Source organism: Candidatus Cloacimonadota bacterium, from assembly GCA_020532085.1.
In the GTDB taxonomy this organism is placed as follows: Bacteria; Cloacimonadota; Cloacimonadia; order Cloacimonadales; family Cloacimonadaceae; genus Syntrophosphaera.
The window spans coordinates 1-21723 of sequence record JAJBAV010000034.1 but is presented as its reverse complement, the minus strand read 5'-3'; the positions used below and the strand labels follow the sequence as shown (position 1 = coordinate 21723).

The window sequence follows — 21723 nt, the reverse complement described above, 5'->3', positions numbered from 1 at the left end:
TCTCCTATTTGATGATGGTTATTTTTCTGGTTTGCCGCAGGTCTCCGGTTTGCAGACGGAGGTAGTAAACTCCGCTGGCCACGGCTTGTCCGGAATCGTCGGTGCCGTTCCAGACGAGGTTGTGGCTGCCCCTGGCCAAATCGCCGGAGGCGAGGCCGCGCACTTTCTGGCCGCGCAGGTTGAAGATTTCGAGCCTGGCCGCTCCCTTGGCGGCAGTTTCAAACCTGATGTTACAGTTCGATCTGAAGGGATTCGGCCAGATGCCGCTGATCCCCGCGGCAATTTCCGGCCCGGCGGGGTCGTCGAGGGCCACAGGGCCCAGGTCGAACCAGTCGGCGATATCGGCCATCCACTCCGCGCGGGCGGTGGGGTTGGAGAGCTGGGAAAGGTCGAAACTGAAGTAGAACGCGCGATAGATCGGCAGTTCCAGCGCGGTGGCGCAGACCCCGTTGAGCAGATAGGCGTTTCCGCCCACGGGCCCGTCCTGAAAAGTGAAGGCGGCAACCGCGCCGATCTCCGGGTACTGCACCTGGTCGGCGTAGGTGTCCGGGCATTCATCATAGTAGAAGATGCAGTCCGGAGAGTTGGCATAAACGTCGTATTCGGTGTTGGGGGTGCCGATGGGGGAATTTATCCGGCGCAGGATGGTCCCGCTCTCATAGCTGAAAACGTCCGGCCCCGCCAGGCCGTTGGTGCCTCCGCCCGTTCCGCTGGCCACGTAGTGCGCGCGGAAATAAGCGTTGAACATCTTGCGCATCACACTGGCGTTGGGATGGGCGTGCGTGTTCGCGGCCCAGCCGTCCGAGGCCATGAAAACGTTGCGCGGAGCGGTCACCGTGCCTCCGTCCAGCCAGTTCATCAGCGCCACGCTGAGGCTGTCGGCGCGGTTGCCCTGGCTGCCGGTGACGGCGTAGATGAACACGGCCTGATACTGGTCCGGGATGCTCCAGGAGGGAAATTCCTCCCAGTCGTAGATGTCGTAAGCGAGGTCGAGGGCGTCGAACTGCCCGGTGTAGAAAGGCAGTTCAGTTCGCTGGTAATCCTGGTTTCCCGAGATCGCCAGCAGCACTGTGGTCCCCGCGCTTGGCAGGATGGTGAAGCTGAAGCATTCCCCGGGCGCGCCGGCAGGCAGGGTCGTGTCGTTGTTCAGCTCGTCGCCGGCGCTAAAATAGTAGCGCAGCTCACTGCCCAGCGATATCTCCGGCAGCGAGAAGCTGTAGGTGGCGCCCTGAACTGATACGGGGGCCAGGCTTTGCCAGCCGCCGCCGTGATCGTACCACAACGCGCATTCGCTGATGGTGGAGAAATCGATCACTGTGGCTGTCAGCACGGGGTTCTGGTTGAAGGTGTTGCCCGGTTGGTCGTGGCTGATCACCGGCGGCTGGGTGTCCGCGGCGTTGAAGAAGCGCAGCGCCAGTCCGTCGTGCAGAATGTTTCCGGCTGGCTCCACCCCCACATAAGTGTTGTTCTGAACGAGCTCGCGCAGATAGGGCAGGCCGATGTCGGCACTGGCGTTTTGGATGGCCACGGTGGCGCTGCGTCCGCTGGCGTGCGGCACCACGCCGGGGATCTGGCCCGTGTGGGTGGTGTGATACTGCGTAACGATCTCGCCGTTTTCGTGCAGGATCACCTGGAACTTGAGAACGGGGCTGCCGCCTGTTCCGGCCAGGAATCTGAGGTTGTGCCACTGGATTACCGTGTAGCGTTCCGGGGCGCTGCCGAAGGTTTGAAAATAGATGTCGGAAACACCCTGCTCCGCGAGGAGGTCATCCCAGTAAACCGCGATCAGGCCTGGCATCTGGGCGTAGCCGGGGATGGGATACATATAGTTGAACATGTTGCCGTCGCCGTCCCAACCCAGGCTGGGATAGGCGTCATACCAGCTGTTGTCGGCCAGCAGCAGTTCTCCGTTGGTGTCCACATATGCTTCAGTGTACTGGTAGCCGTAAAAGGGGAAGGGAAATCCCAGGGGGATGGGTTCGCTGAAATTGTCGTCCCCGGCATAAGTGGGCACTCCGTACATGATGCTGGAAGAGCCGGTGGCGCTGATGTCCTGCCAGTTGTAAACCGGCCCACTGGGCGCGTTGCTGTCGATGAAGCTGTAGCCAAAGGCGTCCGGCCCGCCCTGGGTGACGCGCTCCACCACCGTGAAGCCGAGAACCAGAGTGTTGTTGGCGGCGTTGCCGTCGGCATTGGCGATCTCGAAAGTTATGCTATAGCCGCCTTCCGCGGAGATCGTGCAGGTTTGGGGAAAGCTGAGCTCAGCGCTGGCGTCCGGAGGCAGGTTGACGTTTTGGAAAGCCTGGCTGCTCCAGACCGTGGCGCTGGCGGCGTCACGCACGGTGGCGAGCAGCTCCAGTTCAGCGTTGAAAGCGTTGTTGCCGCTGTTGGAAACCGTCACCCGCGGCGTGAAGGGCAGGTTCAGGAATTGAAACTCCATCGGGCTGTGGACCGTGGTCACGGCCAGATCGACCGCCGGCGGCGGAAGCACGTTCACGCTCAGCACGTCGTCGTCGCTGAGCCCGGAAGTTCCGTCGTGCAGGGTGAAGGTGACGTTTTCGGTGCCGTTCCAGTTCGCGCAGCTGAATTCGGCGGAAAGCCCGGCGATGCTCACCGACACGTTCACCGCGCCGCTACAGGTGACTGAGGCCGTGTTCAGGTCTGTAGCTGTGATGTAGGGCGTGAGGTCCAGGGTCAGGCTTTCGCCCTGAATGAAAGTAATGCTTTGGGGCAGGTCGAGTTCCGGCTGGATGATCAGGGGCTGGCCCGCGCGCAGGTCGTCGATCAGGATGCCGTAGTTTTCGCATTCCCACAGGAAGCCAAGATAGATGGCCTGACCCGTCCAGGGAGCCAGGCTGAGCCGGATCTCCTGATAACTGGTGCCGATCGCGGTGTAATCGGCCAGCAGGGTGTTGAAATTGCCGATCGCCGTGCCCGTGGTGGATACGTAAACCTGCAGGGGCTCGATGCCGATCCAGCTGCGGGTCCAGAAGCTCAGGCTGTCGCCCGCGGCCACCTGGATCTGCGGCGTGATCAGCCAATCGGCGTTTTGGTTGGGGAAATAGTTGTCGCAAAAAGCGGCGCGGGTGCCGCTGTGGGCGTGGGAGGCGTTGTTCAGGTTGCGCCAGGCCATGCCGTCGCCGTCGTCGTGGAAGGTCCAGCCTGCGGGCAGGGTGGTTATCCCTTCAAAATCCTCGGCAAGCTGCCACTGCCCGAAAACCGGGAGCAGCAAGGCCAGCAGGGCCACGAACAGGATGAGTTTTTTCATGTTGACCTCATTTCAATTGAAGCTTAGCAGCGGGTCTTCGATCTGCACGAACCATTCGTGAGCGCCGGCCACATCTCCGCCCAGGGAACGGTTGTCGCCCCAAAAGACGCTCAGATTGCCGCTGCTTTTGTGTTTTAGAGCCGTGTCGATATCGCCCAGATGGATGTTTTCATTGGTGCCGAGGCAGATCAGGGCGGCTTTGCGTCCGTCTGCGCCGCCGCTGGCCAAAGCCCGGGCCAGGTGTTCCGCGCCTTTCTGGGCATGGTAGCCGACTATCTCGTTGTTGCCGATCTCCAACACGGGACGCAGCACCTCTTCGCCAAAAACGTGGATCCGTTCACTGGCCAGCGTTCCTTGCATGCTGCCGGCTTTCGGGATCATCAGGATCTCGCCGCCCGGGAGGTTGATCACCGGCGACTGGAATTCGTTTTGGCCAAAGGAACCGCATTCCGCCACGATCCTCTCGATGCGAAAACTCAGCGAGCTGTTCCTGCCGCTCAGCCTCACCGTTTCTTTTCCGCTCAGCTCGCGGCATTTGGCCAGGGTCTGGCTGCATTGCCTGGGATAATCGATGTCCAGGGCACGCCAGAACTGCACTTCGCTCTCGATGGCCCCTTCGGAAAGCGTGTCCTGCAAAAGACCGGGCATCATGGCCACGCGGATGCCGCGCTGTCGGATGATCTGTTTGGAACGCTCCAGCATGCGGACGCGCAGGGCCAGCTTCTCCGGGTCCTTCAGCTGCACGAAGCGCGCTTCGCCGTTGAGGTTCAGATACACGTCGGCGGTCCTCAGTTGCCGGTTCAGCTCCTCGTAATCGGCCTTGAAAGCGGCCAGGGAATAATGCTCGTATTTGGTCTTCAGCGCGTCCAGGTCCTGATAGATCAGGGTGCAGAAGATCCCGCGCCGCCCGGCTTCCAGCTTCAGCTTTTCCACCAGGGGGAAGTTGAATTTGCCGCTCACGATCAGCAGCCGCTCACCGGGAACCAGTTTGAAGGCCTGGTCGATCAGTTTGGCCGCGATCCCGGCCAGGTCGATGCGGTGGTCGCGCTCCATGATGCCGTTGATGATGGCGCGGCTGTTCAGCACATTGCCGTTGGTTTCCAAGCCTATCGAAAGGTCCAGCACATAGGTCTTGGCCGTGGCCCGGTAGTAAACCTCGCGGCCGCTGCCGGAAGGGGGCTCGACGATCTCCAGCAGGCCCTCTTTGAGCATCTGGTTGAGGTTGTAGTGGATCTTCTGTTTGCTCTGGTCAAAAAGTTTCGCCAGCTGCTGGCAGGTCGCGGGCGCGTGGATGAGTTCCTTGAGCAGAGCCAGCTTCAACTGGCTACCCAGTTCCTTCAATTGCGCGTGGCGCTGGATGAGTTGCAGGTTTCGGATCATCTGAACCACCTTGTTGCCTGTGGAATTTGCTTTCTGGCGCCAGGTTGGCAGAGCCAGATATTTAGTCAAGAACTTTTTGACCAATTTCCCAGGTGGATCTGGCAGCCTTCCTAATATCAATACGGTATCAATACGGAATCATTACGGATGAAATCCGTATTGATTCCGTATTGATACCGTATTGATATTGGGAGCCGGCTGGGGACGGGGCGAAATCACAAGCGAAAATTTTCGACCAAAACCCGTATGCCTGGGGCTATTTTGTCAAATTAACCGTGATCAAGGTACCCCCGGAATGAAAAGAAAATTTGAGAAAAGACTTGACGTGGATCGTCAAGCTTCTGATCATGCCCGTTGAGGTTATCCATGCGCAAATGGTGGTAAATCAAGCAACGAGACGTTCTCTAAATAAACAAATGACTGAGGGATTTGATCCATTCAAACCCTTTCGGGACTGAATCAGAGGTGTGCCGTGCGTGGAATATCAAACGTATTAATGCCGTTGGTTATGACTTTGTTGGTTGTCATATCCGGTTGCATCACCAACCCCAAGGCAGTGGCCAGGCCGGAGTTCGATCCTTCAGGCGGTAACTTCCATTTTCCCCAAAATGTGACAATAACGAGTGAAACACCTGGAGCAACCATCTGTTACACCCTGGACGGGAGCACCCCCAACTCCGCTTCGGCATTATATTCCGGACCAATCAGCATTTCCCAGACGACCACCATCAAGGCAAAAGCTATCCGGGATGGCTGGGCGAACAGCGTGACGGCAAGCGCGGCCTATTCCATTTTTTTCACACCTGTTCAGATGGTCACCGTTCCCGGCGGCACCTTTACCATGGGCGATACCAGAGGAGAGGGATGGAGTTCTGAACTGCCCACGCACAGCGTGACCCTGAACCCCTTCCAAATCGGCAAATACGAGGTCACCCAGGCTGAATGGCAGGCTGTGATGGGCTGGTGGGATCCCGATCCGGGTGCCTGGGGCCAAACTTATGGCGTGGGGGACAACTATCCGGTGTACTATGTATCCTGGTACGACATCCTCAAATACTGCAACGCGCGCAGCCTGGCCGAGGGGCTCACGCCGGTTTACAGCATCTCAGGATCCACCGATCCCGCGAATTGGGGCTCTGTGCCCAGCTCCAACAACTCCAACTGGAACGCCGTGCTCTGCGACTGGAACGCCAACGGATACCGGCTGCCGACTGAAGCGGAGTGGGAATACGCCGCGCGGGGAGCGACCAACGACCCGGATCATCTGTATTCAGGCAACGACGTTATCGGTAACGTGGCCTGGTATCAAGACAATGGCGAAAACTCCACTCATCCTGTCGGCTCCAAGGCTGCCAACGGCATTGGCACTTATGATATGAGCGGCAACGTCTATGAATGGTTCTGGGATTGGTATGCCTGGAACTATTACAGCAGCAGCCCCGCCAACAATCCTGCGGGGCCTGGCGACGGGAATACCCGTCTGTTGCGTGGTGGCAGCTATTACGGCAATGCCAGCCTCTGCTGGGTGTCTACCCGCAACAGCTTCGAGCCAAACGGCCCCTTCCGCCACGGCGGGTTCCGGCTCTGCAGGTCTATGAATTGACAGGTTTTTACAGGCAGGAGCGCGGCATTTTTCTGCCCCGAAGGAGATGAGCAAAAAAAGCTGTTGACAGAAAACGGAGCGGCAAAAACCCTGTCCCTCACTTGCGAAAATCATACCCAGCGCATAGCACAAGTCCCAAATTTTGCGAGGACTTATAGTTCTTTAGGAGGAACGATGTTATCCTGTTTACGGGATGCTCGTACGAGTATCGCAGGGGTGGAAGCGAGAGCTTTTTGCCCCGCCAACCTGAAAGCAAATTTAGCAGAACACGCCCGCCCGCGGCGCTGCTTCCCGGCAACGGGGGGCATGAGCCCGACGGGGATTTTCTGTTTAAATTGTGGAGGAACCAGTGAGTAAATCCGAAAACCGCATCCGGATAAAGCTTAAGGCCTACGATCATCGTTTACTGGACCAATCTGTGGCGGAAATTGTGAAAAGCACCCGCAATACCGGCGCCAAGGTCATCGGCCCGATCCCGTTGCCCACAGACAAGACCCTGTACACGATCCTGCGTTCGCCCCACGCCGACAAGAAATCCCAGGACCAATTCCAAATGCTGGTCCACAAGCGTCTGATCGACATCATGAACCCCACCCAGCAGACCACCAACGCTTTGAAGAAGCTGAGCCTGCCGGCTGGCGTGCACGTGGAGATCAAAGCCAATACAAGGAGCTGAGCATGCTGGGACTAATCGGTAAAAAAATTGGCATGACGCAGATCTTTGACGACAACGGCAAGCTGATCCCCGTAACGGTGATCCAGGCCGGACCCTGCCGCGTGGTTTGCAAGCGCAGCAAGGATCTGCACGGATATGAAGCCCTGCAAATGGGTTACGAAGAACTGCCTGAAAAGCGTGTGAACAAGCCGCTCAAGGGTTATTTCAAGAAAAGCGAGAGCCCCTTTTTCCGCTATCTGCGCGAATTCCGCCCCGCCTTCGGCCAGCAGGTCGATGACTACGAGGTGGGCAGCGAGCTGAAAGTGGACTGGTTCACACCGGACGAGACCGTCTGTGTGCGCGCCAATTCCAAGGGCCACGGCTACACCGGCGTGATGAAGCGGCACGGATTTTCCGGCTTCATGGCCTCGCACGGCGTGCACGAATCCTTCCGCGGCGGCGGCTCCATTGGCCAGTGCGCCCAGCCCTCGCGCGTGCTGAAAGGCATGAAGATGGCCGGCCAGCACGGCAACCGCCAGGTGAGCGTGCGCCACCTGCAGGTGGTGAAAGTGGACGCCGAACAAAACCTGATCATGGTGAAAGGCGCGGTGCCCGGCCATCGCAATTCCCTGGTCACCATCCACAAGGAACAATAGGGAGCAGAACATGGTTAAAGCAATAAAATTCAACTCCCTCGGCGATCGGATGGAAGAGATAGAACTTCCGGCCAACATTTTTGACGTGGACGTGAACTCCCCGAAAGTGCTGCTGCACGAGGTTGTCACCATGTACCTGGGCAATCAGCGCCAGGGCACGGTGCAAAAGAAGAACCGCGCCATGACCGCCGGCAGCACCCGCAAGCTGTTCAAACAGAAAGGCACCGGCAACGCCCGCGTGGGCAGCCGCCGCAGCCCGGTCCGGGTTCACGGTGGCCGCGCATTCGCGATCCTGCCGAAGGATTGGTACCGTCCCATCCCGCGCACCAAGAAGCGCATGGCCCTCAAGGTCGCCCTCACCGACCGGGCCCGCGAAGGCCGCGTCTTCATCGTGGACAAGCTGGATTTTGACACCCCGAACACCAAAAAGGCGCTGGACCTGCTGGGCAAAATGATCCCGGAAAGAGGCCGCAAACTGGTGGTCACGGACGGACATCACCAGCCCACCGTGAAATCCTTCACGAACCTGCCGGACGTCATCACCGACGCCGCCGACAGCCTTTACGCCTACGAGATCCTGAACAGCAGCTACATCCTGATGACCCAGGAAGCCCTCAATAAAGTCGAGGAGGTATTCAGCAAATGATCCATCCGCGCAACATAATCATTTCCCCGATCATCACCGAGAAGAGCTCCAACCAGATGGAGCGCACGAACACCTACTCCTTCAAGGTGAGCATCAACGCCAACAAGATCGAGATCAAGCACGCCATCGAAAAGATCTTTTCGGTGAAAGTGCTGGACGTAAATACCATCCGGATGCTGGGCAAACCCAAACGTTTGGGACGCTACAGCGGCAAACGGCCGGATTGGAAAAAAGCCATCGTGACCCTGAGGGCCGGCGACAAGATCGCCGATTTCGAGGCATAAGGAGCTGAAAAATGGGAATCAAGAAATACAAACCCACCACTCCCAGCATGCGGTTCCGCACGGGCTACACCTTTACCGAGATCACCACTGACTCTCCGGAAAAATCGCTGCTCAAGCCAGTGCGCAAAACCGGCGGCCGCAACAACCGGGGCAGGATCACCTGCCGCCACCGCGGAGGCGGCCACCGCCGCCACTACCGCGTGATCGATTTCAAGCGCGACAAATTTGGCATTCCCGCCAAAGTCGCCAGCATCGAATACGATCCGAACCGCACCGCGCGCATCGCCCTGCTGCACTATGTGGACGGCGAAAAACGCTACATCATCGCTCCCGAAGGCCTGGCCGTGGGCGCGAAAGTGATGTCCGGCCCGGAAGCTGAGATCGCCCTCGGCAACACGCTGCCCCTGGAACGCATTCCGCTGGGCTCCACCGTGCACAACATCGAGCTGAAGAAAGGCCGCGGAGGCCAGATCGCCCGTTCCGCCGGCGCCTACGGCCAGGTTGTGGCCAAAGACGGCGACTACGTGCACGTGAAAATGCCCTCGAACGACGTCCATCTGATCCGCAAGGAATGCCTGGCCACCATGGGCCAGGTGAGCAATCAGGACCACAACCTGATCCAACTGGGCAAAGCCGGCCGCAAACGCTGGATGGGCATCCGTCCCACCGTGCGCGGCGTGGTGATGAATCCCGTCGACCATCCCATGGGCGGCGGCGAAGGCAAATCCTCCGGTGGACGCCATCCCGTGTCCCCCTGGGGCAAGCCGGCCAAGGGCGGCAAAACCCGCAAAACCCGCAAGTATTCCGATAAATATATCGTGAAAGCTGTGAAGAAGAGATAAAGGAAGGAAACAATGGCACGTTCAATCAAGAAAGGTCCCTTTGTTGACGATCATCTGCTGAAGAAAGTGGAAGTTCTGAACGCCGACAGTAAGAAAAACGTGATCAAGACCTGGTCCCGCCGTTCCATGATCATACCCTCTTTTATCGGACATACTTTTTCGGTGCACAACGGACATAAGTTTGTGCCGGTGTATGTGACCGAAAACATGGTGGGGCACAAACTGGGCGAGTTTTCGCCGACGCGCACCTACCGTGGCCACAAAGACAAGAAAAAGGGTAAATAAGGAGCATCGATAATGGAAGCAACAGCCAAACTCCGTTTTGCCCGCGGTTCCGCCCGCAAAGCCCGTCTGGTCCTGGATCAGATCCGCTACAAGAGCGTTCCCGAAGCTCAGGGCATCCTGCAATTCTCACGCCGGGCCGCAGCCAAGCCGATCGGCAAGCTGCTGGCCTCGGCAGTGGCCAACGCCCAGGTGAAGGAGCCCAAGCTCGACCTCAGCCGGGTCTACGTGACCGAGGCCATGGCCGATTCGGGCCCCCAGATGAAACGTTACATGCCCAGATCGCACGGGCGGGCCTTCATGATCCGCAAACAGACCTGCCACATCGCTCTGGAAATAAAGACAATAGAGGAATAGGAGGAATACCTTGGGACAAAAGATACACCCCATTCTGTACCGCCTCGGTGTGAATAAAGACACCGAATCGATCTGGTTCGCCCAGGGTGCCACCTATGTGGATTTTCTCCAGGAAGACATCCAGATCCGCAAATACATCCACAAACGCCTGGACCAGAAGATGGTCTCCCGGGTGCAGATATCCCGCAAGACCAACTCGATCACCATCGACATCCACACCGCCCGCCCCGGCCTGGTCATCGGCAAAAAAGGCGAGGACATCGACCGCCTGCGCAACGAGCTGAACGTTCTGATCAACAAGAACCGCAAGAACCCGATCACGGTCTCCATCAACATCGAGCAGATCGACAAGATGTGGCTGGACTCGCGTTTGGTGGGTCTTGAGATCGCCCGTCAGCTGGAAGAGCGCGTCGCTTTCCGCCGGGCCATGAAGCTGGCCATCCGCAACGTGATCAAAGAAGGGGCCCTGGGCGTGAAAGTTCAGGTTTCCGGCCGCCTTGGCGGAGCTGAGATCGCGCGCACCGAGCGCTACAAACAGGGCCGCACCCCGCTGCACACCCTGCGTGCCGACATCGACTACGCCACCGTGGAAGCCAACACCACCTACGGCGTGATCGGCATCAAGGTGTGGATCTACAAGGGCGACATCCTGGGATAGGAGAAGGTAAATGTTAGCACCAAAAAAAGTAAGACACCGCAAGATGATGAAGGGCCGCCGCAACGGGCTGGCCTGGAGCGGCAGCAACATCGACTTCGGCGACTACGGTTTGATCGCCCTGGAAGACGCCTTCATCAGCAGCCGCCAGATAGAGGCCGCGCGTATCGCCATCACCAGGCACATGAAGCGCGTAGGCAAAGTGTGGATCCGGATATTTCCGGACAAGCCGATCACCAGCAAACCGGCCGAAACCCGCATGGGCAAAGGCAAGGGCGCTCCCGAATACTGGGTGGCTGTGGTCCGCCCCGGCCGCGTCCTGTTCGAACTCGAAGGCGTGGACGTGAAGATCGCCAAGGAAGCCATGCGCCTTGCTTCGCACAAGCTTCCGATCAAGACCCGCGTGATCGCCCGCGAAGGAGTTGAATTATGAAGATCGATGAGATCCGCGAAATGACGGTGACAGACCTTCACAACAGGCTCGAGGAACTGCGCGTGGAGCTTTTCAACCTGCGCTTTCAGAAATCCAAGAACCTGCTGGACCGGACGGATCGCCTGCGCATCGTGAGAAAAGACATCGCCCGCATCAATACAGTGCTCAAAGCAAAGGAAGTGAGGTGAACGTGGCTGATACCCGTAAAGTGATCAAACAGGGTGTGGTGGTGAGCGACAAGAACGACAAGACCATCGTGGTCCGCGTTCTGCGCCAGTACATCCACCCGCTGTATAAAAAGACCGTGCGCCGGCATAAGAAATTCATGGCCCACGACGAGAACAACGAAGCTCATGAAGGCGACACGGTGCAGATCGTGGAATCGCGCCCCATGAGTGCCCGCAAACGCTGGGCCCTGCACAAGATCGTAGAGCGCAGCAAGTAAGATGGGAGTTTTGGAATGATTCAAGCCCAAACGATATTGAATATCGCCGATAACTCCGGTGCCAAAAAAGCCATGTGCATCAAAGTGCTCGGCGGCACCAGACGTAAATACGCCAGCGTTGGCGACGTCATAGTTGTTGCGATCAAGTCGGCCACCCCGGGTGGCAAAGTTAAAAAAGGCAGCGTGGAACGCGCCGTGATCGTTCGCACCGCGAAAGAGATCAGACGCGCGGACGGATCCTACATCCGTTTTGCCGACAACGCCGCCGTTATCATCGACGAAAAGCACGATCCCAAGGGGACGCGCATCTTCGGACCGGTGGCCCGCGAACTGCGCGAGAACCACTACATGAAGATCGTTTCGCTGGCCCCGGAAGTGCTGTAGGAGTATAGTGATGCCAGATAAACTGAAACTCAAGAAAGGCGACTACGTGATCGTGATCAGCGGCAACGACAAAGGCCGCAAAGGCCGCGTGCTGAAAGCTTATCCCAAGACCAACCGGGTCATCGTGGAAAAAGTGCACATGATCAAGAAACACGCCAAGCCCTCCCAGAACAACCCCCAGGGCGGCATCATCTCCATGGAAGCGCCCATCAACGCTTCCAACGTGATGCTCTTCAACGAAAAGCTGAACACGGTTTCCAAGCCGGTGATCAAAGTCCGCGAAGGCCACCGCATCCGCGTGTGCAAAAAATCCGGCGACGAGCTGTAGGAGAGGACCGCATGAACAGAATCAAAGAACAGTATCGTAAAGCCGTGGTTCCGGCGCTGCAAAAACGCTTTGCCTACAAGAACCCCCATCAGGTGCCGCGTCTGGACAAGATCGTGGTGAGCATGGGCGTTGGCGCCGCCACCCAAAACAAAGCCCTGCTGGACAACGCGGTGAAGGACCTGGAACAGATCGCCGGACGCAAGGTGATCATCACCAAGGCCCGCAAGTCCATATCCAATTTCAAGCTGCGCCAGGGCATGCCCATCGGCTGCAAAGTGACCCTGCGTGATGAGATCATGTATGAGTTCTTCGATCGCCTGGTGGCCATCGTGATCCCCCGCATGCGCGATTTCCGCGGGATCCCGGCCGATTCTTTCGACGGCAGGGGGAATTTCTCCCTCGGCATCAAGGAACAGACCGTGTTCCCGGAGATCGAGTACGACAAGATCGACGCCGTACGCGGCATGAACATCAACATTGTGACCACGGCGCATACCGACGACGAGGCCCGCGAACTGCTGCGGGAGCTTGGAATGCCCTTCCAGCGCGGTGAATAAGGAGAATCGATGGCCAAGAAATCACTGATCCTGAAACAACAAAGAACACCCAAATTCAAAGTTAGAAAATACAACCGCTGCAAGATCTGCGGACGCCCCAGGGCCTACATGCGCGATTTCGGCATGTGCCGCCTGTGTTTCCGCAAATACGCGTCCCAGGGCCACATCCCCGGGATCACCCGATCCAGCTGGTAAACAAAGGAGCATACGAATGAGCGTAAGCGATCCGATAGCTGATGCATTGACCAAGATCCGCAATGCATATCGTGCCGGACATCCGCAGGTGATCGTGAATCACAGCCGCCTCGTGGAGGCGCTGACCAAGATCCTCGCCGCGGAAAACTTCGTGAACAGTGTCCAGGTTCTCGACAAAGATCCGGAACAGAAAATAAACTACCGCCGCATCCTGGTGAATCTTCGCTATACCAATGATGGCAAGCCCATCATTCAGGGACTGGTGAGGATTTCCAAGCCGGGCAGGCGCGTGTATGTGAAGGCCGACAAGATCCCCAGCGTGTACAACAACACCGGCTGCGCGGTGATCTCCACCTCCCAGGGGGTGATGGTTGACCGCGACGCCAGGCTGAACCGCGTTGGCGGCGAATACGTCTGCAAGGTTTGGTAGGAGGTTTTTACACATGTCACGCATAGGAAAAGCCCCCGTCAAATTTGACGCCAACACCAAAGTGGAAGTGAAAGACAATGTCATCCACGTGAAGGGAAAACTGGGCGAACTGCATTACCAACTGATGCCGGGCATGAGCGTGGAGCTCGAGGACGGCGTCATCAACGTGAAGCGCAGCGACGACAGCAAGACCCAGCGCGCCGTGCACGGACTCACCCGGGCCCTGATCCAAAACATGGTCATCGGCGTGGCCGACGGCTACCTGAAGACCCTGAACGTGATCGGGACCGGATATTCCGCCGAGCGGGTGGGACCCTGGCTGAGACTCAGCCTGGGCTATTCCCACGACATCATGCTGGAAGTTCCGGAAGGACTGACCGTGGAAGCCGAGGCCGTGCCCCGTTCCAAAACCGTCCGCTCCGACCTGCAGAGCATCATCCGCATCAAAGGCATCGACAAACAACTCGTCGGCCACTTCGCCGCCGAAGTGCGTTCCTGCCGTCCGCCTGAAAATTACAAGGGCAAGGGTGTGCGCTACGTGGACGAGAAAGTAACCATCAAAGCCGGAAAAGCCGGGACCAAGTAAAGCGAGGAGCCCAAAATGATAACACCCAGCAACATAGCCAAACACGCCCTTCGCAGCCGTCGCCGTGCCGCCATCCGCAAAAAACTGCGCGGCACCACCGAACGCCCCCGCCTGGTGGTTTTCCGCAGCCTGAAACACATCTATGCCCAGATCATCGACGACACCACTGGCCAGACCCTGATGTCCGCCTCCTCGCGGAGCAAGGACCTCGAGCTTGCCCCCAGCGGCAAGAAGACCGAGCAGGGCTTTGAAGTGGGAAAGAAACTGGGCGAAAAAGCAATCGCCGCCGGCATTTCGAAGATAGCCTTCGACCGCGCCGGCTACAAATATCACGGCCGGGTGAAAGCCCTGGCTGAAGGCGCCCGCAAGGCCGGCCTTGATTTCTGAAGGAGGAAACTTGAATTACGAACATAACCTGCCCGATGAAGAAAAACTGTTTGAGACAGTGATCGATACCAAGCGTGTGGCCAAAGTAGTGAAAGGCGGACGTAACTTCAGTTTCAGCGCCATCGTTGTGGTGGGCGACCGCGCCGGCAAGATCGGCGTGGGAGACGGCAAGGCCAACGAAATTGCCGATGCCATCCGCAAAGCCAAGGAAAAAGCCACCAAATCGATGTTCACTGTGCCCATCATCAAAGGCACCATCCCGCACGAGATCGTGGCCCGTTTCGGCGCCAGCCGGGTGATGATGAAGCCCGCCTCCCAGGGTACCGGCGTCATCGCCGGCGGAACCGCCCGCGCCATCTTTGAGGCGGCCGGGATCCAGAACATCCTTTGCAAATCCCTGGGCTCGAACACCCCCTGCAACGTGGTGAAAGCCACCATCAATGGACTCAAGTCCATGCGCACCCTGAACGACATCGCCCGCCTGCGCAACAAATCCGTGGCCGAGATCACGGGCCGGGAGGAAAAATGAAACTCAGGCTGACCCAAGTTCGCAGTACCATCAACCGTAAAGAAAACCATAAACGGATCATCAAGTCCCTGGGGCTGGGCAGTCCCGGCAAAACCAGGGTTCATGACGACAATCCCTGCATCCGCGGTATGATCAACAAAGTATCGTACCTGCTCAAAGTAGAAGAAGAAAAGGGAGAATGACATGCTGACCCTTTCCAATCTTGGCAAACCCGCAGGCAAGAAAGCCAAAAAACGCCTCGGCAAAGGCCAGGGCACAGGCCAGGGACACCAGGCCGGCCGCGGCCACAAGGGTAAAAAAGCCCGCGCCGGCGGCAACGTTCCCGCCTGGTTCGAAGGCGGCCAGATGCCCCTGAACCGCCGTCTGCCCAAGCGGGGCTTCAAAAACGCCTTCCGCAAGAACTACCGCGTGCTCAACCTTTCCCGCCTCATGGGACTGGACGAGGCGGAATTTGATATCAGCCGGCTGGAAGTGATGGGCCTGGTTCCCGTGAAAGGCAAAAAGGGAAAATACCCCGTCAAAGTTCTGGCCAGTGTAAGCGAAGAATTCACCAAGACCGTTCACATCAAGGCCCACGCTTTTTCCCAGCGCGCCATCCAATTGATCGAAGCGAACGGCGGCAAGGCAGAGGTGGTGTAAGTTGTTCAAGACCATCGCGAACATCTTCCGCATCCCGGACCTGCGCAAGAAGATCCTGATCACGGCCCTGCTGCTGGTGCTGTATCGCCTGGGTAGCTTCATTCCCATACCCGGGGTCGACGCGGTGCAGCTGAGCTCTTTCTTCAAGAGCCAGTCCGGTGGGCTTTTCGATCTGCTGAACCTCTTCGTGGGCGGCAACTTCGAGCGGGCCTCGATCTTTGCCCTGGGCATCATGCCCTACATCACGGCCTCGATCGTGATCCAGCTCCTCGGCAGCATCATTCCCTATTTTGAAAAGCTGCGCAAGGAAGGGGCCGATGGCCAGAAGAAGATGAACCAGATCACCCGTTATTTCACGGTTGCCCTGGCCGCCTTCAATGCCATCACGATCACCGTGGGCCTGGTCAACATGTCCGGGACCGGCGGTCCCGTGGTGCCTCAGGCGAACTTCCTCTTCCACCTCACGGGCGTGATCACCCTGATCACCGGCACCATGATCGTGATGTGGCTGGGAGAGCAGATCACCGAGTACGGGATCGGCAACGGCATTTCGCTGATCATCTTCGCCGGCATCATCGCCCGCTACCCGGAAGGTTTCATCAACCTCTTCCGCACCCGCTTCAACAGCTTCTCCGGGGTTCTCATCTCCCTGGCGGCCATCGCCGTGATGGTCGCGGTAACCGCGGCGATCATCTTCGTGACGGAAGCCATCCGCAAGATCCCGGTCCAGTATGCCAAGCGCATCGTGGGCCGCAAGGTCTATGGCGGGCAGAGCACCTACATTCCCCTGCGTGTGAACACCGCCGGCGTGATCCCCATCATTTTCGCGCAGTCGATCCTCATGTTCCCGGCCACGCTGATCACCCTCTTCCAGGGTGGAGAAGCCGAGGCCGGCACCTTCTGGTACAGCCTGCGCACGATGTTCACGCCCGGACACTGGGTGTACACCATCATCTACGTTGGCCTGATCATCTTCTTCGCCTATTTCTACACCGCTTTGGTGCTCAATCCCACCGAAATGGCGGAAAACATGGTCAAATACGGCGGCCACATCCCGGGCAAGAAACCCGGCAAGAAAACCGCGGAATACATTTCTTCGGTGCTCACCCGCATCACGCTGCCCGGCGCTGTATTCTTCGCCTTTGTGGCCCTGATGCCTGAGATGATGACCCATATCTTCAAGCTGCCCTTCTATTTCGGCGGCACGGGACTCATCATCGTGGTCGGCGTGGCTTTGGACACTCTCCGCCAGATCGAATCCCACCTCGTGATGCGCCACTATGACGGCTTCATGAAGAAAGGAAAACTTCGCGGACGCTCAAGCTGATATGATCATACGCAAATCACCTGCTGAACTGGATAAAATGCGCGTCTCCTGCCGCATCATCGGCGAACTGCTGGATGAGCTGGCCGGGATGATCGCGCCCGGGATCAGCACCTGGGACCTGGATGCCTTTGCCCACGATTTCATCGTGTCCAGGGGCGCCAAACCGGCCTTCAAGGGCTATACGGTCCCAGGCTTGAACCCCTTTCCGGGAACACTGTGCACCTCGCCCAATTCCGGCATCGTGCACGGCATTCCTTCCCGGCAGGTGATCCTGCGCCCCGGCGATATCATCGGGATCGATGTGGGAGCCGTGAAAGACGGCTATTACGCCGACGCCGCCCGCACCTATGCCGTGGGCGATATCTCGGCTGATGCGCGCCGGCTGCTGGAGGTAACCTCCGAAGCCCTTCGCCGCGGAATTGCCGCCGCCATCCCGGGCCGCAGGGTTGGCGACATCTCCCACGCCATTGGCTCCTACGTGCAGGAGCAGGGCTATTTCGTGGCCGACAACCTCACCGGACACGGTGTGGGACGCCAGCTCCACGAAGAGCCCCAGATCCCCAATTCCGGCCAACCCGGCAGGGGTCCCCGCCTCCAAAGCGGCATGACCCTCGCCATCGAACCCATGGTAAATATCGGCACCAACCGCGTCAAAGAAAAAGGTTGGGAGTTTTTCACCGCCGACGGCAGCCTCTCGGCGCATTTCGAACACACCATCATCGTCACCGATGACCAGCCCGAGATCCTCACCCAGGCCTGAAGGAGCACATATGAGTAAAACCGGCGTTATCGAAGTGGAAGGCATCGTCACCGACGCCCTTCCCAACACCACTTTTAAGGTTCAGCTGGAGAACGGCCACGAGATCCTGGCCCACAGCTCCGGCAAAATGCGGATGCACTACATCCGGATCCTGCCCGGCGACAAGGTCAAGGTGGAGCTTTCCCCCTACGACCTCACCCGCGGCCGGATCACCTACCGCTATAAATAAACATGCATTGCAGGAAGCACTGCACTCTTGCAAGGAGACGATAATGAAAGTGAGATCATCAGTCCGGATAGTCTGTAAAGACTGCCGCATAATCAAACGCCACGGCGTGATCCGTGTTATCTGCAGTTCCAACCCCAAACACAAACAGAGACAGGGTTAAGGAGGACCAACTTGGCACACATTGCAGGTATAGAAATCCCCAAAAACAAACGTCTGTTCATAGGCCTCACATATATCTACGGGATCGGTCCCACCATCGCCAAAGATATCTGCCGCAAGGCCAACATCGATGAGACCAAAAAGGTGGAGGACCTCTCCATCGAAGAGGAAAAGATCATCCGCGACATAGTTCAGAACGACTATGTGGTTGAAGGCGCCCTCCGCACCCAGGTGGCCATGAACATCAAACGCCTGATGGAGATCGGCAGCTACCGCGGCATGCGCCACAAACGCGGCCTGCCTGTCCGCGGACAGCGCACCCACACCAATGCCCGCACCCGTAAAGGCCCCCGCGCCGGCGCCATCAAAAAGAAGAAATAGGAGTGATTTGACCAATGGCTAAAAAAACCAGAACCAAGAAAAAACGCGTCCGCCTGTCCTTCGACGAAGGCATCGTGTTCGTCCACTCCAGTTTCAACAACACGATCATTTCCCTCACCGACCGGTCTGGAAACGTCCTCACCTGGTCCAGCGGCGGGAGAGTTGGCTACAAGGGCTCCCGCAAGGCCACGCCGTTCGCGGCGCAGCTGGCCGCCACCGAAGTTTCCAAAGCCGGCCTGGACATGGGCATCACCCGCGTGGGCGTTATCGTCCGCGGTCCCGGCAGCGGCAGGGAATCCGCCATCCGGGCGGTCAACGCCTCGGGCTTGAAAGTCACCATGATCAAGGACGCCACCCCCATTCCCCACAACGGCTGCCGTCCGCCCAAAACCAGAAGGATATAAGCGAGGAAATCATGGCCAGATATACCGGACCAAGAGCGAAACTCTGCCGTAAATTCGGCGAAAACATCTTTGGCACCGCCAAATACGACAAGATCCTGAACCGGCGCAAATTCCCCCCTGGGCAGCACGGCAAAAACATGCGCCGCAAGCCCAGCGACTATTCCATCCACCTGCGCGAGAAACAGAAGCTTAGAAACATCTATTGCCTGCTGGAAAAGCAGTTCAGCAACTACTTCGTGAAAGCCGCCAAAATGGGCGGCGTCACCGGCGACAACCTGTTGCAGATGCTGGAGCGCAGACTGGACAACACAGTTTACCGCCTCGGCTTTGCCACCACCAGGATGCAGGCCCGCCAGTTCGTTAACCACGGACATTTCATGGTCAACGGCAAAAAGGTGGACATCCCTTCCTATCTGCTCAAGGACGGCGACATCATCGAAGTCCGCCCCAAAAGCAAGGGCATCAAACCCCTCGCCGAGGCCTGGAACAACTCCGAAGCCAGCTCTCCCTTTCCCTGGCTTACCGTGGACAAGGATAACATGCGCGGACAGTTCGTGAACGTCCCTCCGGCGGCGGAAATACCCAATACTGTCGACCTGCGCCTCATCGTTGAGTTCTACTCCAAATAAACGCTGATCCAGCAAGGAGTCAATATGCTATACCTGGAACCCCTGCAAATGCCCGAAAACGTGGATTACGACAGGGAAACCTATTCCCACCAATTCGGCAGGTTCGAGATCGGCCCGCTGGAACCGGGATTTGGGACCACCATCGGCAACACCCTGCGCCGTGTGCTCCTCTCCTCGATCCAGGGCTCGGCCGTGCGCTTTGTCCGCATCGAAGGTCTCCACCACGAATTCACTCCCGTTCCCGGCACGAATTCGGACTACATCGACCTGATCCTGCGCCTCAAGCAGCTGGTGATCTATTCCTCCTCCGTGGATGAGGTCTCCCTGGTGCTCGAGCACAAGGGCAAAGGCGTGGTCACCGCCGCCAAGATCCAGGACAACCCGAACGTCCGGATCATCAACAAGGACCTCTACCTGCTGGAAGTCACCGAGGACGTCGATTTCAAGCTGGAACTGATCGTCGGAAACGGCCGCGGCTATGTCTCCGCCGACCGCCAGAACCCTGAAGGAAAGCCCGTCGGATTCATTCCCATCGATTCCGTCTATTCGCCCATCCTCAAGGTCAATTTCAGCGTTACCCACCAGCGCGTGAAAGAACGCATGAACTTCGACAAGCTCATCCTCGAGATCCATTCCAACGGCTCCGTCGAGCCCATCATCGCCCTTTTCCTGTCCGCCAAGATCCTGCGCGACATGGTGGGCAAGATCTGCCGCTTCGAAACCGAGCCGGAATATATCCGTGACGTCCATCTCGATCCCGACCTGGAAGAAAAGGAACGCATCCTTTCCCTGCCCGTGCGCGAGATCGAGCTCACCGTCCGCGCCGCCAACTGCCTCGACGCCGCCAATATCCAAACCATTGGCGAACTGGTCTCCAAGTCCGAGGCGGAGATGCTCAAATTCCGCAACTTCGGCAAGAAATCCCTCGAGGAGATCATGCTGAAGCTGAAGAAATACGACCTGCATCTGGGCATGGATGTGGACGGCATTTACGGCCAGATCCGCGACGCCAGAAGCCGCGGCATCAAATCTGAAGACACCCCCGAAGAACAGAAAGTGGAGGAAACGCCCGCTCCCGCCGAGCCCGAGGACGAGGTTCCCGCCCCGCCCCGCAAACCGGTTCCCCCCTCCAAAAAGAAGGTGAAAAATGCGACATAGAGATGAAGGAAGAAAATTCGGGCGCGAAATGGACGCCCGCCGCCTGATGATCTGCAACCTTGTGAAATCCATGATCGAACACGGCCAGATCACCACCACCCTCGCCAAAGCCAAGGAACTCCGCGGCTACGTTGAGCGCGTGGTCACCTACGGGAAAAACGATACCGTCCACTCCCGCCGTCTGGCCTACAGTGTGCTGGGCAACCGCACCCTCGTGAAGAAACTCTTCACCGAGATCGCCCCTGCCTTTGCCACCCGCCAGGGTGGATACACCCGCGTGGTCAAAGCCGGCTTCCGCAGAGGCGATTCTGCCCCCATGGCCATCATCCAGTTTGTGGAGGAAGCGGCTGTGACCCCCAAAAAAGACCATATCAAGGCCAAGGACCTCAATAAATAGACCAGCCTTGGTGTCCTTGACCCAAAACATAAAACCCGGGATCTCGGTCCCGGGTTTTTTTACAATATCGAATGGAGCGTCAAAAGGGAGGCTGGGTTCGTATGGGTACGGCAAAACAGGGGAACTGATCCACTGAGAGGGCTTGCAGCATACCTTTTCGGCTCTCTTTCAAACCGGGTGGGTAAAGCCCGGAGGGCGACATAACGATAGCGAGGGTGTGGAGGCGCGGCTTCAGCCGCGGCGGAACCCCTCGTACACTTACAGATGGCTCAAGTTCAATTATGGTGGGTAGAAAAAACTTGAGAGGAACAAGGCATGGTTTTTAATGACACTGCTAATAACCACAAAAGGAGTGTCTCATGCAAGTTCCTCTCGAGGACCAAATATCCGATGTGTTGTTAAAACTGCAAGGATATTCTGTTGAATGGGTAAAAGAAGTAGATTTCAAGGACCGCAAGCAAGTCCATATATCTATCACCAGCCTTTCACCGCCCCAATGTCCGTCCTGGTAGCGTCTCAAAGGTTGGTGTAAAATAGGTAACGGCAGATGAAGAAAAAGGTTGAGCCAGATCCCGCTCTTTGTTTTGATGGTTTTGACAAAACTAACAGACAAAGACCTTTGCGTAATACCAAAGAGTCCAGCTTTCCAGGATCTACTTTGTAGTTATCCACAATTTTTTCAAATATTCTCAACATGAACCCTGAAAAAGCTCAGTTATCCACACATTTTGCGCTTTT

The 21723-nt window shown here is 57.7% G+C and carries 33 protein-coding genes; 31 read left to right on the top strand and 2 right to left on the bottom strand.

Annotated features, from left to right (window positions below; translation table 11 throughout):
* Positions 1-4 precede the first annotated feature (4 nt).
* Positions 5-3268, bottom strand: a complete 3264-nt coding sequence (locus LHW45_09000) for a choice-of-anchor J domain-containing protein (protein ID MCB5285710.1) — start codon at positions 3266-3268, stop codon at positions 5-7.
* A gap of 12 nt (positions 3269-3280) precedes the next feature.
* Positions 3281-4648, bottom strand: coding sequence for a helix-turn-helix domain-containing protein (locus tag LHW45_08995; GenBank protein MCB5285709.1), 1368 nt, complete (start codon positions 4646-4648; stop codon positions 3281-3283).
* Between the two features lie 514 nt (positions 4649-5162).
* Here LHW45_08995 and LHW45_08990 point away from each other — a divergent pair.
* From LHW45_08990 to rplQ, 31 genes are all read left to right on the top strand, one after another.
* Positions 5163-6251, top strand: a complete 1089-nt coding sequence (locus LHW45_08990) for an SUMF1/EgtB/PvdO family nonheme iron enzyme (GenBank protein ID MCB5285708.1) — start codon at positions 5163-5165, stop codon at positions 6249-6251.
* 349 nt (positions 6252-6600) lie between these two features.
* Entirely contained in the window at positions 6601-6927 is a 327-nt protein-coding gene (gene rpsJ, locus LHW45_08985; GenBank protein ID MCB5285707.1) for a 30S ribosomal protein S10, read from the top strand.
* A 2-nt stretch (positions 6928-6929) separates the two neighbouring features.
* The gene (gene rplC, locus LHW45_08980) at positions 6930-7562 is read left to right on the top strand and encodes a 50S ribosomal protein L3 (GenBank protein MCB5285706.1); all 633 of its coding nucleotides are present in this window, start codon (positions 6930-6932) and stop codon (positions 7560-7562) included.
* Positions 7563-7572: 10 nt separating this feature from the next.
* Positions 7573-8208: a 50S ribosomal protein L4 gene (rplD, locus tag LHW45_08975; GenBank protein ID MCB5285705.1), complete on the top strand. Its 636-nt coding sequence runs from the start codon at positions 7573-7575 to the stop codon at positions 8206-8208.
* Positions 8205-8492, top strand: a complete 288-nt coding sequence (rplW, locus tag LHW45_08970; GenBank protein MCB5285704.1) for a 50S ribosomal protein L23 — start codon at positions 8205-8207, stop codon at positions 8490-8492. Before rplD ends, rplW begins: the two co-directional genes overlap by 4 nt.
* 11 nt (positions 8493-8503) lie before the next feature.
* The gene (rplB, locus tag LHW45_08965; protein ID MCB5285703.1) at positions 8504-9334 is read left to right on the top strand and encodes a 50S ribosomal protein L2; all 831 of its coding nucleotides are present in this window, start codon (positions 8504-8506) and stop codon (positions 9332-9334) included.
* Between the two features lie 12 nt (positions 9335-9346).
* A complete protein-coding gene (gene rpsS, locus LHW45_08960; protein ID MCB5285702.1) occupies positions 9347-9619 on the top strand; it encodes a 30S ribosomal protein S19 in 273 nt (90 codons plus the stop codon).
* 12 nt (positions 9620-9631) lie between these two features.
* Entirely contained in the window at positions 9632-9973 is a 342-nt protein-coding gene (gene rplV, locus LHW45_08955; protein ID MCB5285701.1) for a 50S ribosomal protein L22, read from the top strand.
* Between the two features lie 10 nt (positions 9974-9983).
* Entirely contained in the window at positions 9984-10631 is a 648-nt protein-coding gene (rpsC, locus tag LHW45_08950) for a 30S ribosomal protein S3 (GenBank protein MCB5285700.1), read from the top strand.
* A 10-nt stretch (positions 10632-10641) separates the two neighbouring features.
* Complete coding sequence (gene rplP / locus LHW45_08945; protein MCB5285699.1) at positions 10642-11061, top strand: 50S ribosomal protein L16; 420 nt, start codon at positions 10642-10644, stop codon at positions 11059-11061.
* Positions 11058-11249: a 50S ribosomal protein L29 gene (gene rpmC / locus LHW45_08940; protein MCB5285698.1), complete on the top strand. Its 192-nt coding sequence runs from the start codon at positions 11058-11060 to the stop codon at positions 11247-11249. Before rplP ends, rpmC begins: the two co-directional genes overlap by 4 nt.
* The gene (gene rpsQ, locus LHW45_08935) at positions 11246-11506 is read left to right on the top strand and encodes a 30S ribosomal protein S17 (protein ID MCB5285697.1); all 261 of its coding nucleotides are present in this window, start codon (positions 11246-11248) and stop codon (positions 11504-11506) included. The genes rpmC and rpsQ overlap by 4 nt, the downstream gene beginning before the upstream one ends.
* Positions 11507-11521: 15 nt before the next feature.
* Positions 11522-11890, top strand: coding sequence for a 50S ribosomal protein L14 (gene rplN / locus LHW45_08930; protein MCB5285696.1), 369 nt, complete (start codon positions 11522-11524; stop codon positions 11888-11890).
* Positions 11891-11900: 10 nt separating this feature from the next.
* Positions 11901-12218, top strand: coding sequence for a 50S ribosomal protein L24 (gene rplX / locus LHW45_08925; GenBank protein MCB5285695.1), 318 nt, complete (start codon positions 11901-11903; stop codon positions 12216-12218).
* Positions 12219-12229: 11 nt separating this feature from the next.
* A complete protein-coding gene (gene rplE / locus LHW45_08920) occupies positions 12230-12775 on the top strand; it encodes a 50S ribosomal protein L5 (GenBank protein ID MCB5285694.1) in 546 nt (181 codons plus the stop codon).
* A 9-nt stretch (positions 12776-12784) separates the two neighbouring features.
* Positions 12785-12970 (top strand): type Z 30S ribosomal protein S14, encoded by a 186-nt coding sequence (locus LHW45_08915; GenBank protein ID MCB5285693.1) that lies wholly within the window; start codon positions 12785-12787, stop codon positions 12968-12970.
* Between the two features lie 16 nt (positions 12971-12986).
* Positions 12987-13400 (top strand): 30S ribosomal protein S8, encoded by a 414-nt coding sequence (rpsH, locus tag LHW45_08910; protein MCB5285692.1) that lies wholly within the window; start codon positions 12987-12989, stop codon positions 13398-13400.
* A gap of 13 nt (positions 13401-13413) precedes the next feature.
* Positions 13414-13986 carry a 50S ribosomal protein L6 gene (rplF, locus tag LHW45_08905; protein ID MCB5285691.1) on the top strand — a complete coding sequence of 191 codons (573 nt, stop codon included), beginning with the start codon at positions 13414-13416 and terminating at the stop codon, positions 13984-13986.
* Between the two features lie 15 nt (positions 13987-14001).
* Positions 14002-14373, top strand: a complete 372-nt coding sequence (gene rplR, locus LHW45_08900; protein MCB5285690.1) for a 50S ribosomal protein L18 — start codon at positions 14002-14004, stop codon at positions 14371-14373.
* 10 nt (positions 14374-14383) lie between these two features.
* Complete coding sequence (gene rpsE, locus LHW45_08895) at positions 14384-14902, top strand: 30S ribosomal protein S5 (GenBank protein MCB5285689.1); 519 nt, start codon at positions 14384-14386, stop codon at positions 14900-14902.
* Positions 14899-15084 (top strand): 50S ribosomal protein L30, encoded by a 186-nt coding sequence (rpmD, locus tag LHW45_08890; protein MCB5285688.1) that lies wholly within the window; start codon positions 14899-14901, stop codon positions 15082-15084. The genes rpsE and rpmD overlap by 4 nt, the downstream gene beginning before the upstream one ends.
* Before the next feature lie 4 nt (positions 15085-15088).
* The gene (gene rplO, locus LHW45_08885) at positions 15089-15541 is read left to right on the top strand and encodes a 50S ribosomal protein L15 (protein ID MCB5285687.1); all 453 of its coding nucleotides are present in this window, start codon (positions 15089-15091) and stop codon (positions 15539-15541) included.
* Between the two features lies 1 nt (position 15542).
* Positions 15543-16868 carry a preprotein translocase subunit SecY gene (gene secY / locus LHW45_08880; protein ID MCB5285686.1) on the top strand — a complete coding sequence of 442 codons (1326 nt, stop codon included), beginning with the start codon at positions 15543-15545 and terminating at the stop codon, positions 16866-16868.
* Position 16869: 1 nt separating this feature from the next.
* Positions 16870-17628, top strand: a complete 759-nt coding sequence (map, locus tag LHW45_08875) for a type I methionyl aminopeptidase (protein MCB5285685.1) — start codon at positions 16870-16872, stop codon at positions 17626-17628.
* 10 nt (positions 17629-17638) lie between these two features.
* The gene (gene infA, locus LHW45_08870) at positions 17639-17857 is read left to right on the top strand and encodes a translation initiation factor IF-1 (GenBank protein ID MCB5285684.1); all 219 of its coding nucleotides are present in this window, start codon (positions 17639-17641) and stop codon (positions 17855-17857) included.
* A 43-nt stretch (positions 17858-17900) separates the two neighbouring features.
* Positions 17901-18017: a 50S ribosomal protein L36 gene (rpmJ, locus tag LHW45_08865; protein ID MCB5285683.1), complete on the top strand. Its 117-nt coding sequence runs from the start codon at positions 17901-17903 to the stop codon at positions 18015-18017.
* Between the two features lie 11 nt (positions 18018-18028).
* The gene (gene rpsM, locus LHW45_08860; GenBank protein ID MCB5285682.1) at positions 18029-18397 is read left to right on the top strand and encodes a 30S ribosomal protein S13; all 369 of its coding nucleotides are present in this window, start codon (positions 18029-18031) and stop codon (positions 18395-18397) included.
* Positions 18398-18411: 14 nt separating this feature from the next.
* Positions 18412-18801 carry a 30S ribosomal protein S11 gene (gene rpsK, locus LHW45_08855; GenBank protein ID MCB5285681.1) on the top strand — a complete coding sequence of 130 codons (390 nt, stop codon included), beginning with the start codon at positions 18412-18414 and terminating at the stop codon, positions 18799-18801.
* An 11-nt stretch (positions 18802-18812) separates the two neighbouring features.
* Positions 18813-19430, top strand: coding sequence for a 30S ribosomal protein S4 (gene rpsD / locus LHW45_08850; protein ID MCB5285680.1), 618 nt, complete (start codon positions 18813-18815; stop codon positions 19428-19430).
* Positions 19431-19454: 24 nt separating this feature from the next.
* Positions 19455-20588 carry a DNA-directed RNA polymerase subunit alpha gene (locus tag LHW45_08845; GenBank protein MCB5285679.1) on the top strand — a complete coding sequence of 378 codons (1134 nt, stop codon included), beginning with the start codon at positions 19455-19457 and terminating at the stop codon, positions 20586-20588.
* The gene (gene rplQ / locus LHW45_08840) at positions 20578-20985 is read left to right on the top strand and encodes a 50S ribosomal protein L17 (protein MCB5285678.1); all 408 of its coding nucleotides are present in this window, start codon (positions 20578-20580) and stop codon (positions 20983-20985) included. Before LHW45_08845 ends, rplQ begins: the two co-directional genes overlap by 11 nt.
* Positions 20986-21723 lie beyond the last annotated feature (738 nt).

Excerpts from the sequence above, each read along its gene's own strand:
- LHW45_09000 (MCB5285710.1), bottom strand. The coding sequence starts at position 3,268 with ATGAAAAAACTCATCCTGTTCGTGGCCCTGCTGGCCTTGCTGCTCCCG.
- LHW45_08995 (MCB5285709.1), bottom strand. The coding sequence starts at position 4,648 with ATGATCCGAAACCTGCAACTCATCCAGCGCCACGCGCAATTGAAGGAA.
- rplC (MCB5285706.1), top strand. The coding sequence starts at position 6,930 with ATGCTGGGACTAATCGGTAAAAAAATTGGCATGACGCAGATCTTTGAC.
- rplD (MCB5285705.1), top strand. The coding sequence starts at position 7,573 with ATGGTTAAAGCAATAAAATTCAACTCCCTCGGCGATCGGATGGAAGAG.
- rplW (MCB5285704.1), top strand. The coding sequence starts at position 8,205 with ATGATCCATCCGCGCAACATAATCATTTCCCCGATCATCACCGAGAAG.
- rplB (MCB5285703.1), top strand. The coding sequence starts at position 8,504 with ATGGGAATCAAGAAATACAAACCCACCACTCCCAGCATGCGGTTCCGC.
- rpsS (MCB5285702.1), top strand. The coding sequence starts at position 9,347 with ATGGCACGTTCAATCAAGAAAGGTCCCTTTGTTGACGATCATCTGCTG.
- rplV (MCB5285701.1), top strand. The coding sequence starts at position 9,632 with ATGGAAGCAACAGCCAAACTCCGTTTTGCCCGCGGTTCCGCCCGCAAA.
- rplP (MCB5285699.1), top strand. The coding sequence starts at position 10,642 with ATGTTAGCACCAAAAAAAGTAAGACACCGCAAGATGATGAAGGGCCGC.
- rpmC (MCB5285698.1), top strand. The coding sequence starts at position 11,058 with ATGAAGATCGATGAGATCCGCGAAATGACGGTGACAGACCTTCACAAC.
- rplN (MCB5285696.1), top strand. The coding sequence starts at position 11,522 with ATGATTCAAGCCCAAACGATATTGAATATCGCCGATAACTCCGGTGCC.
- rplX (MCB5285695.1), top strand. The coding sequence starts at position 11,901 with ATGCCAGATAAACTGAAACTCAAGAAAGGCGACTACGTGATCGTGATC.
- rplE (MCB5285694.1), top strand. The coding sequence starts at position 12,230 with ATGAACAGAATCAAAGAACAGTATCGTAAAGCCGTGGTTCCGGCGCTG.
- LHW45_08915 (MCB5285693.1), top strand. The coding sequence starts at position 12,785 with ATGGCCAAGAAATCACTGATCCTGAAACAACAAAGAACACCCAAATTC.
- rpsH (MCB5285692.1), top strand. The coding sequence starts at position 12,987 with ATGAGCGTAAGCGATCCGATAGCTGATGCATTGACCAAGATCCGCAAT.
- rplF (MCB5285691.1), top strand. The coding sequence starts at position 13,414 with ATGTCACGCATAGGAAAAGCCCCCGTCAAATTTGACGCCAACACCAAA.
- rplR (MCB5285690.1), top strand. The coding sequence starts at position 14,002 with ATGATAACACCCAGCAACATAGCCAAACACGCCCTTCGCAGCCGTCGC.
- rpmD (MCB5285688.1), top strand. The coding sequence starts at position 14,899 with ATGAAACTCAGGCTGACCCAAGTTCGCAGTACCATCAACCGTAAAGAA.
- map (MCB5285685.1), top strand. The coding sequence starts at position 16,870 with ATGATCATACGCAAATCACCTGCTGAACTGGATAAAATGCGCGTCTCC.
- infA (MCB5285684.1), top strand. The coding sequence starts at position 17,639 with ATGAGTAAAACCGGCGTTATCGAAGTGGAAGGCATCGTCACCGACGCC.
- rpmJ (MCB5285683.1), top strand. The coding sequence starts at position 17,901 with ATGAAAGTGAGATCATCAGTCCGGATAGTCTGTAAAGACTGCCGCATA.
- rpsK (MCB5285681.1), top strand. The coding sequence starts at position 18,412 with ATGGCTAAAAAAACCAGAACCAAGAAAAAACGCGTCCGCCTGTCCTTC.
- rpsD (MCB5285680.1), top strand. The coding sequence starts at position 18,813 with ATGGCCAGATATACCGGACCAAGAGCGAAACTCTGCCGTAAATTCGGC.
- LHW45_08845 (MCB5285679.1), top strand. The coding sequence starts at position 19,455 with ATGCTATACCTGGAACCCCTGCAAATGCCCGAAAACGTGGATTACGAC.
- rplQ (MCB5285678.1), top strand. The coding sequence starts at position 20,578 with ATGCGACATAGAGATGAAGGAAGAAAATTCGGGCGCGAAATGGACGCC.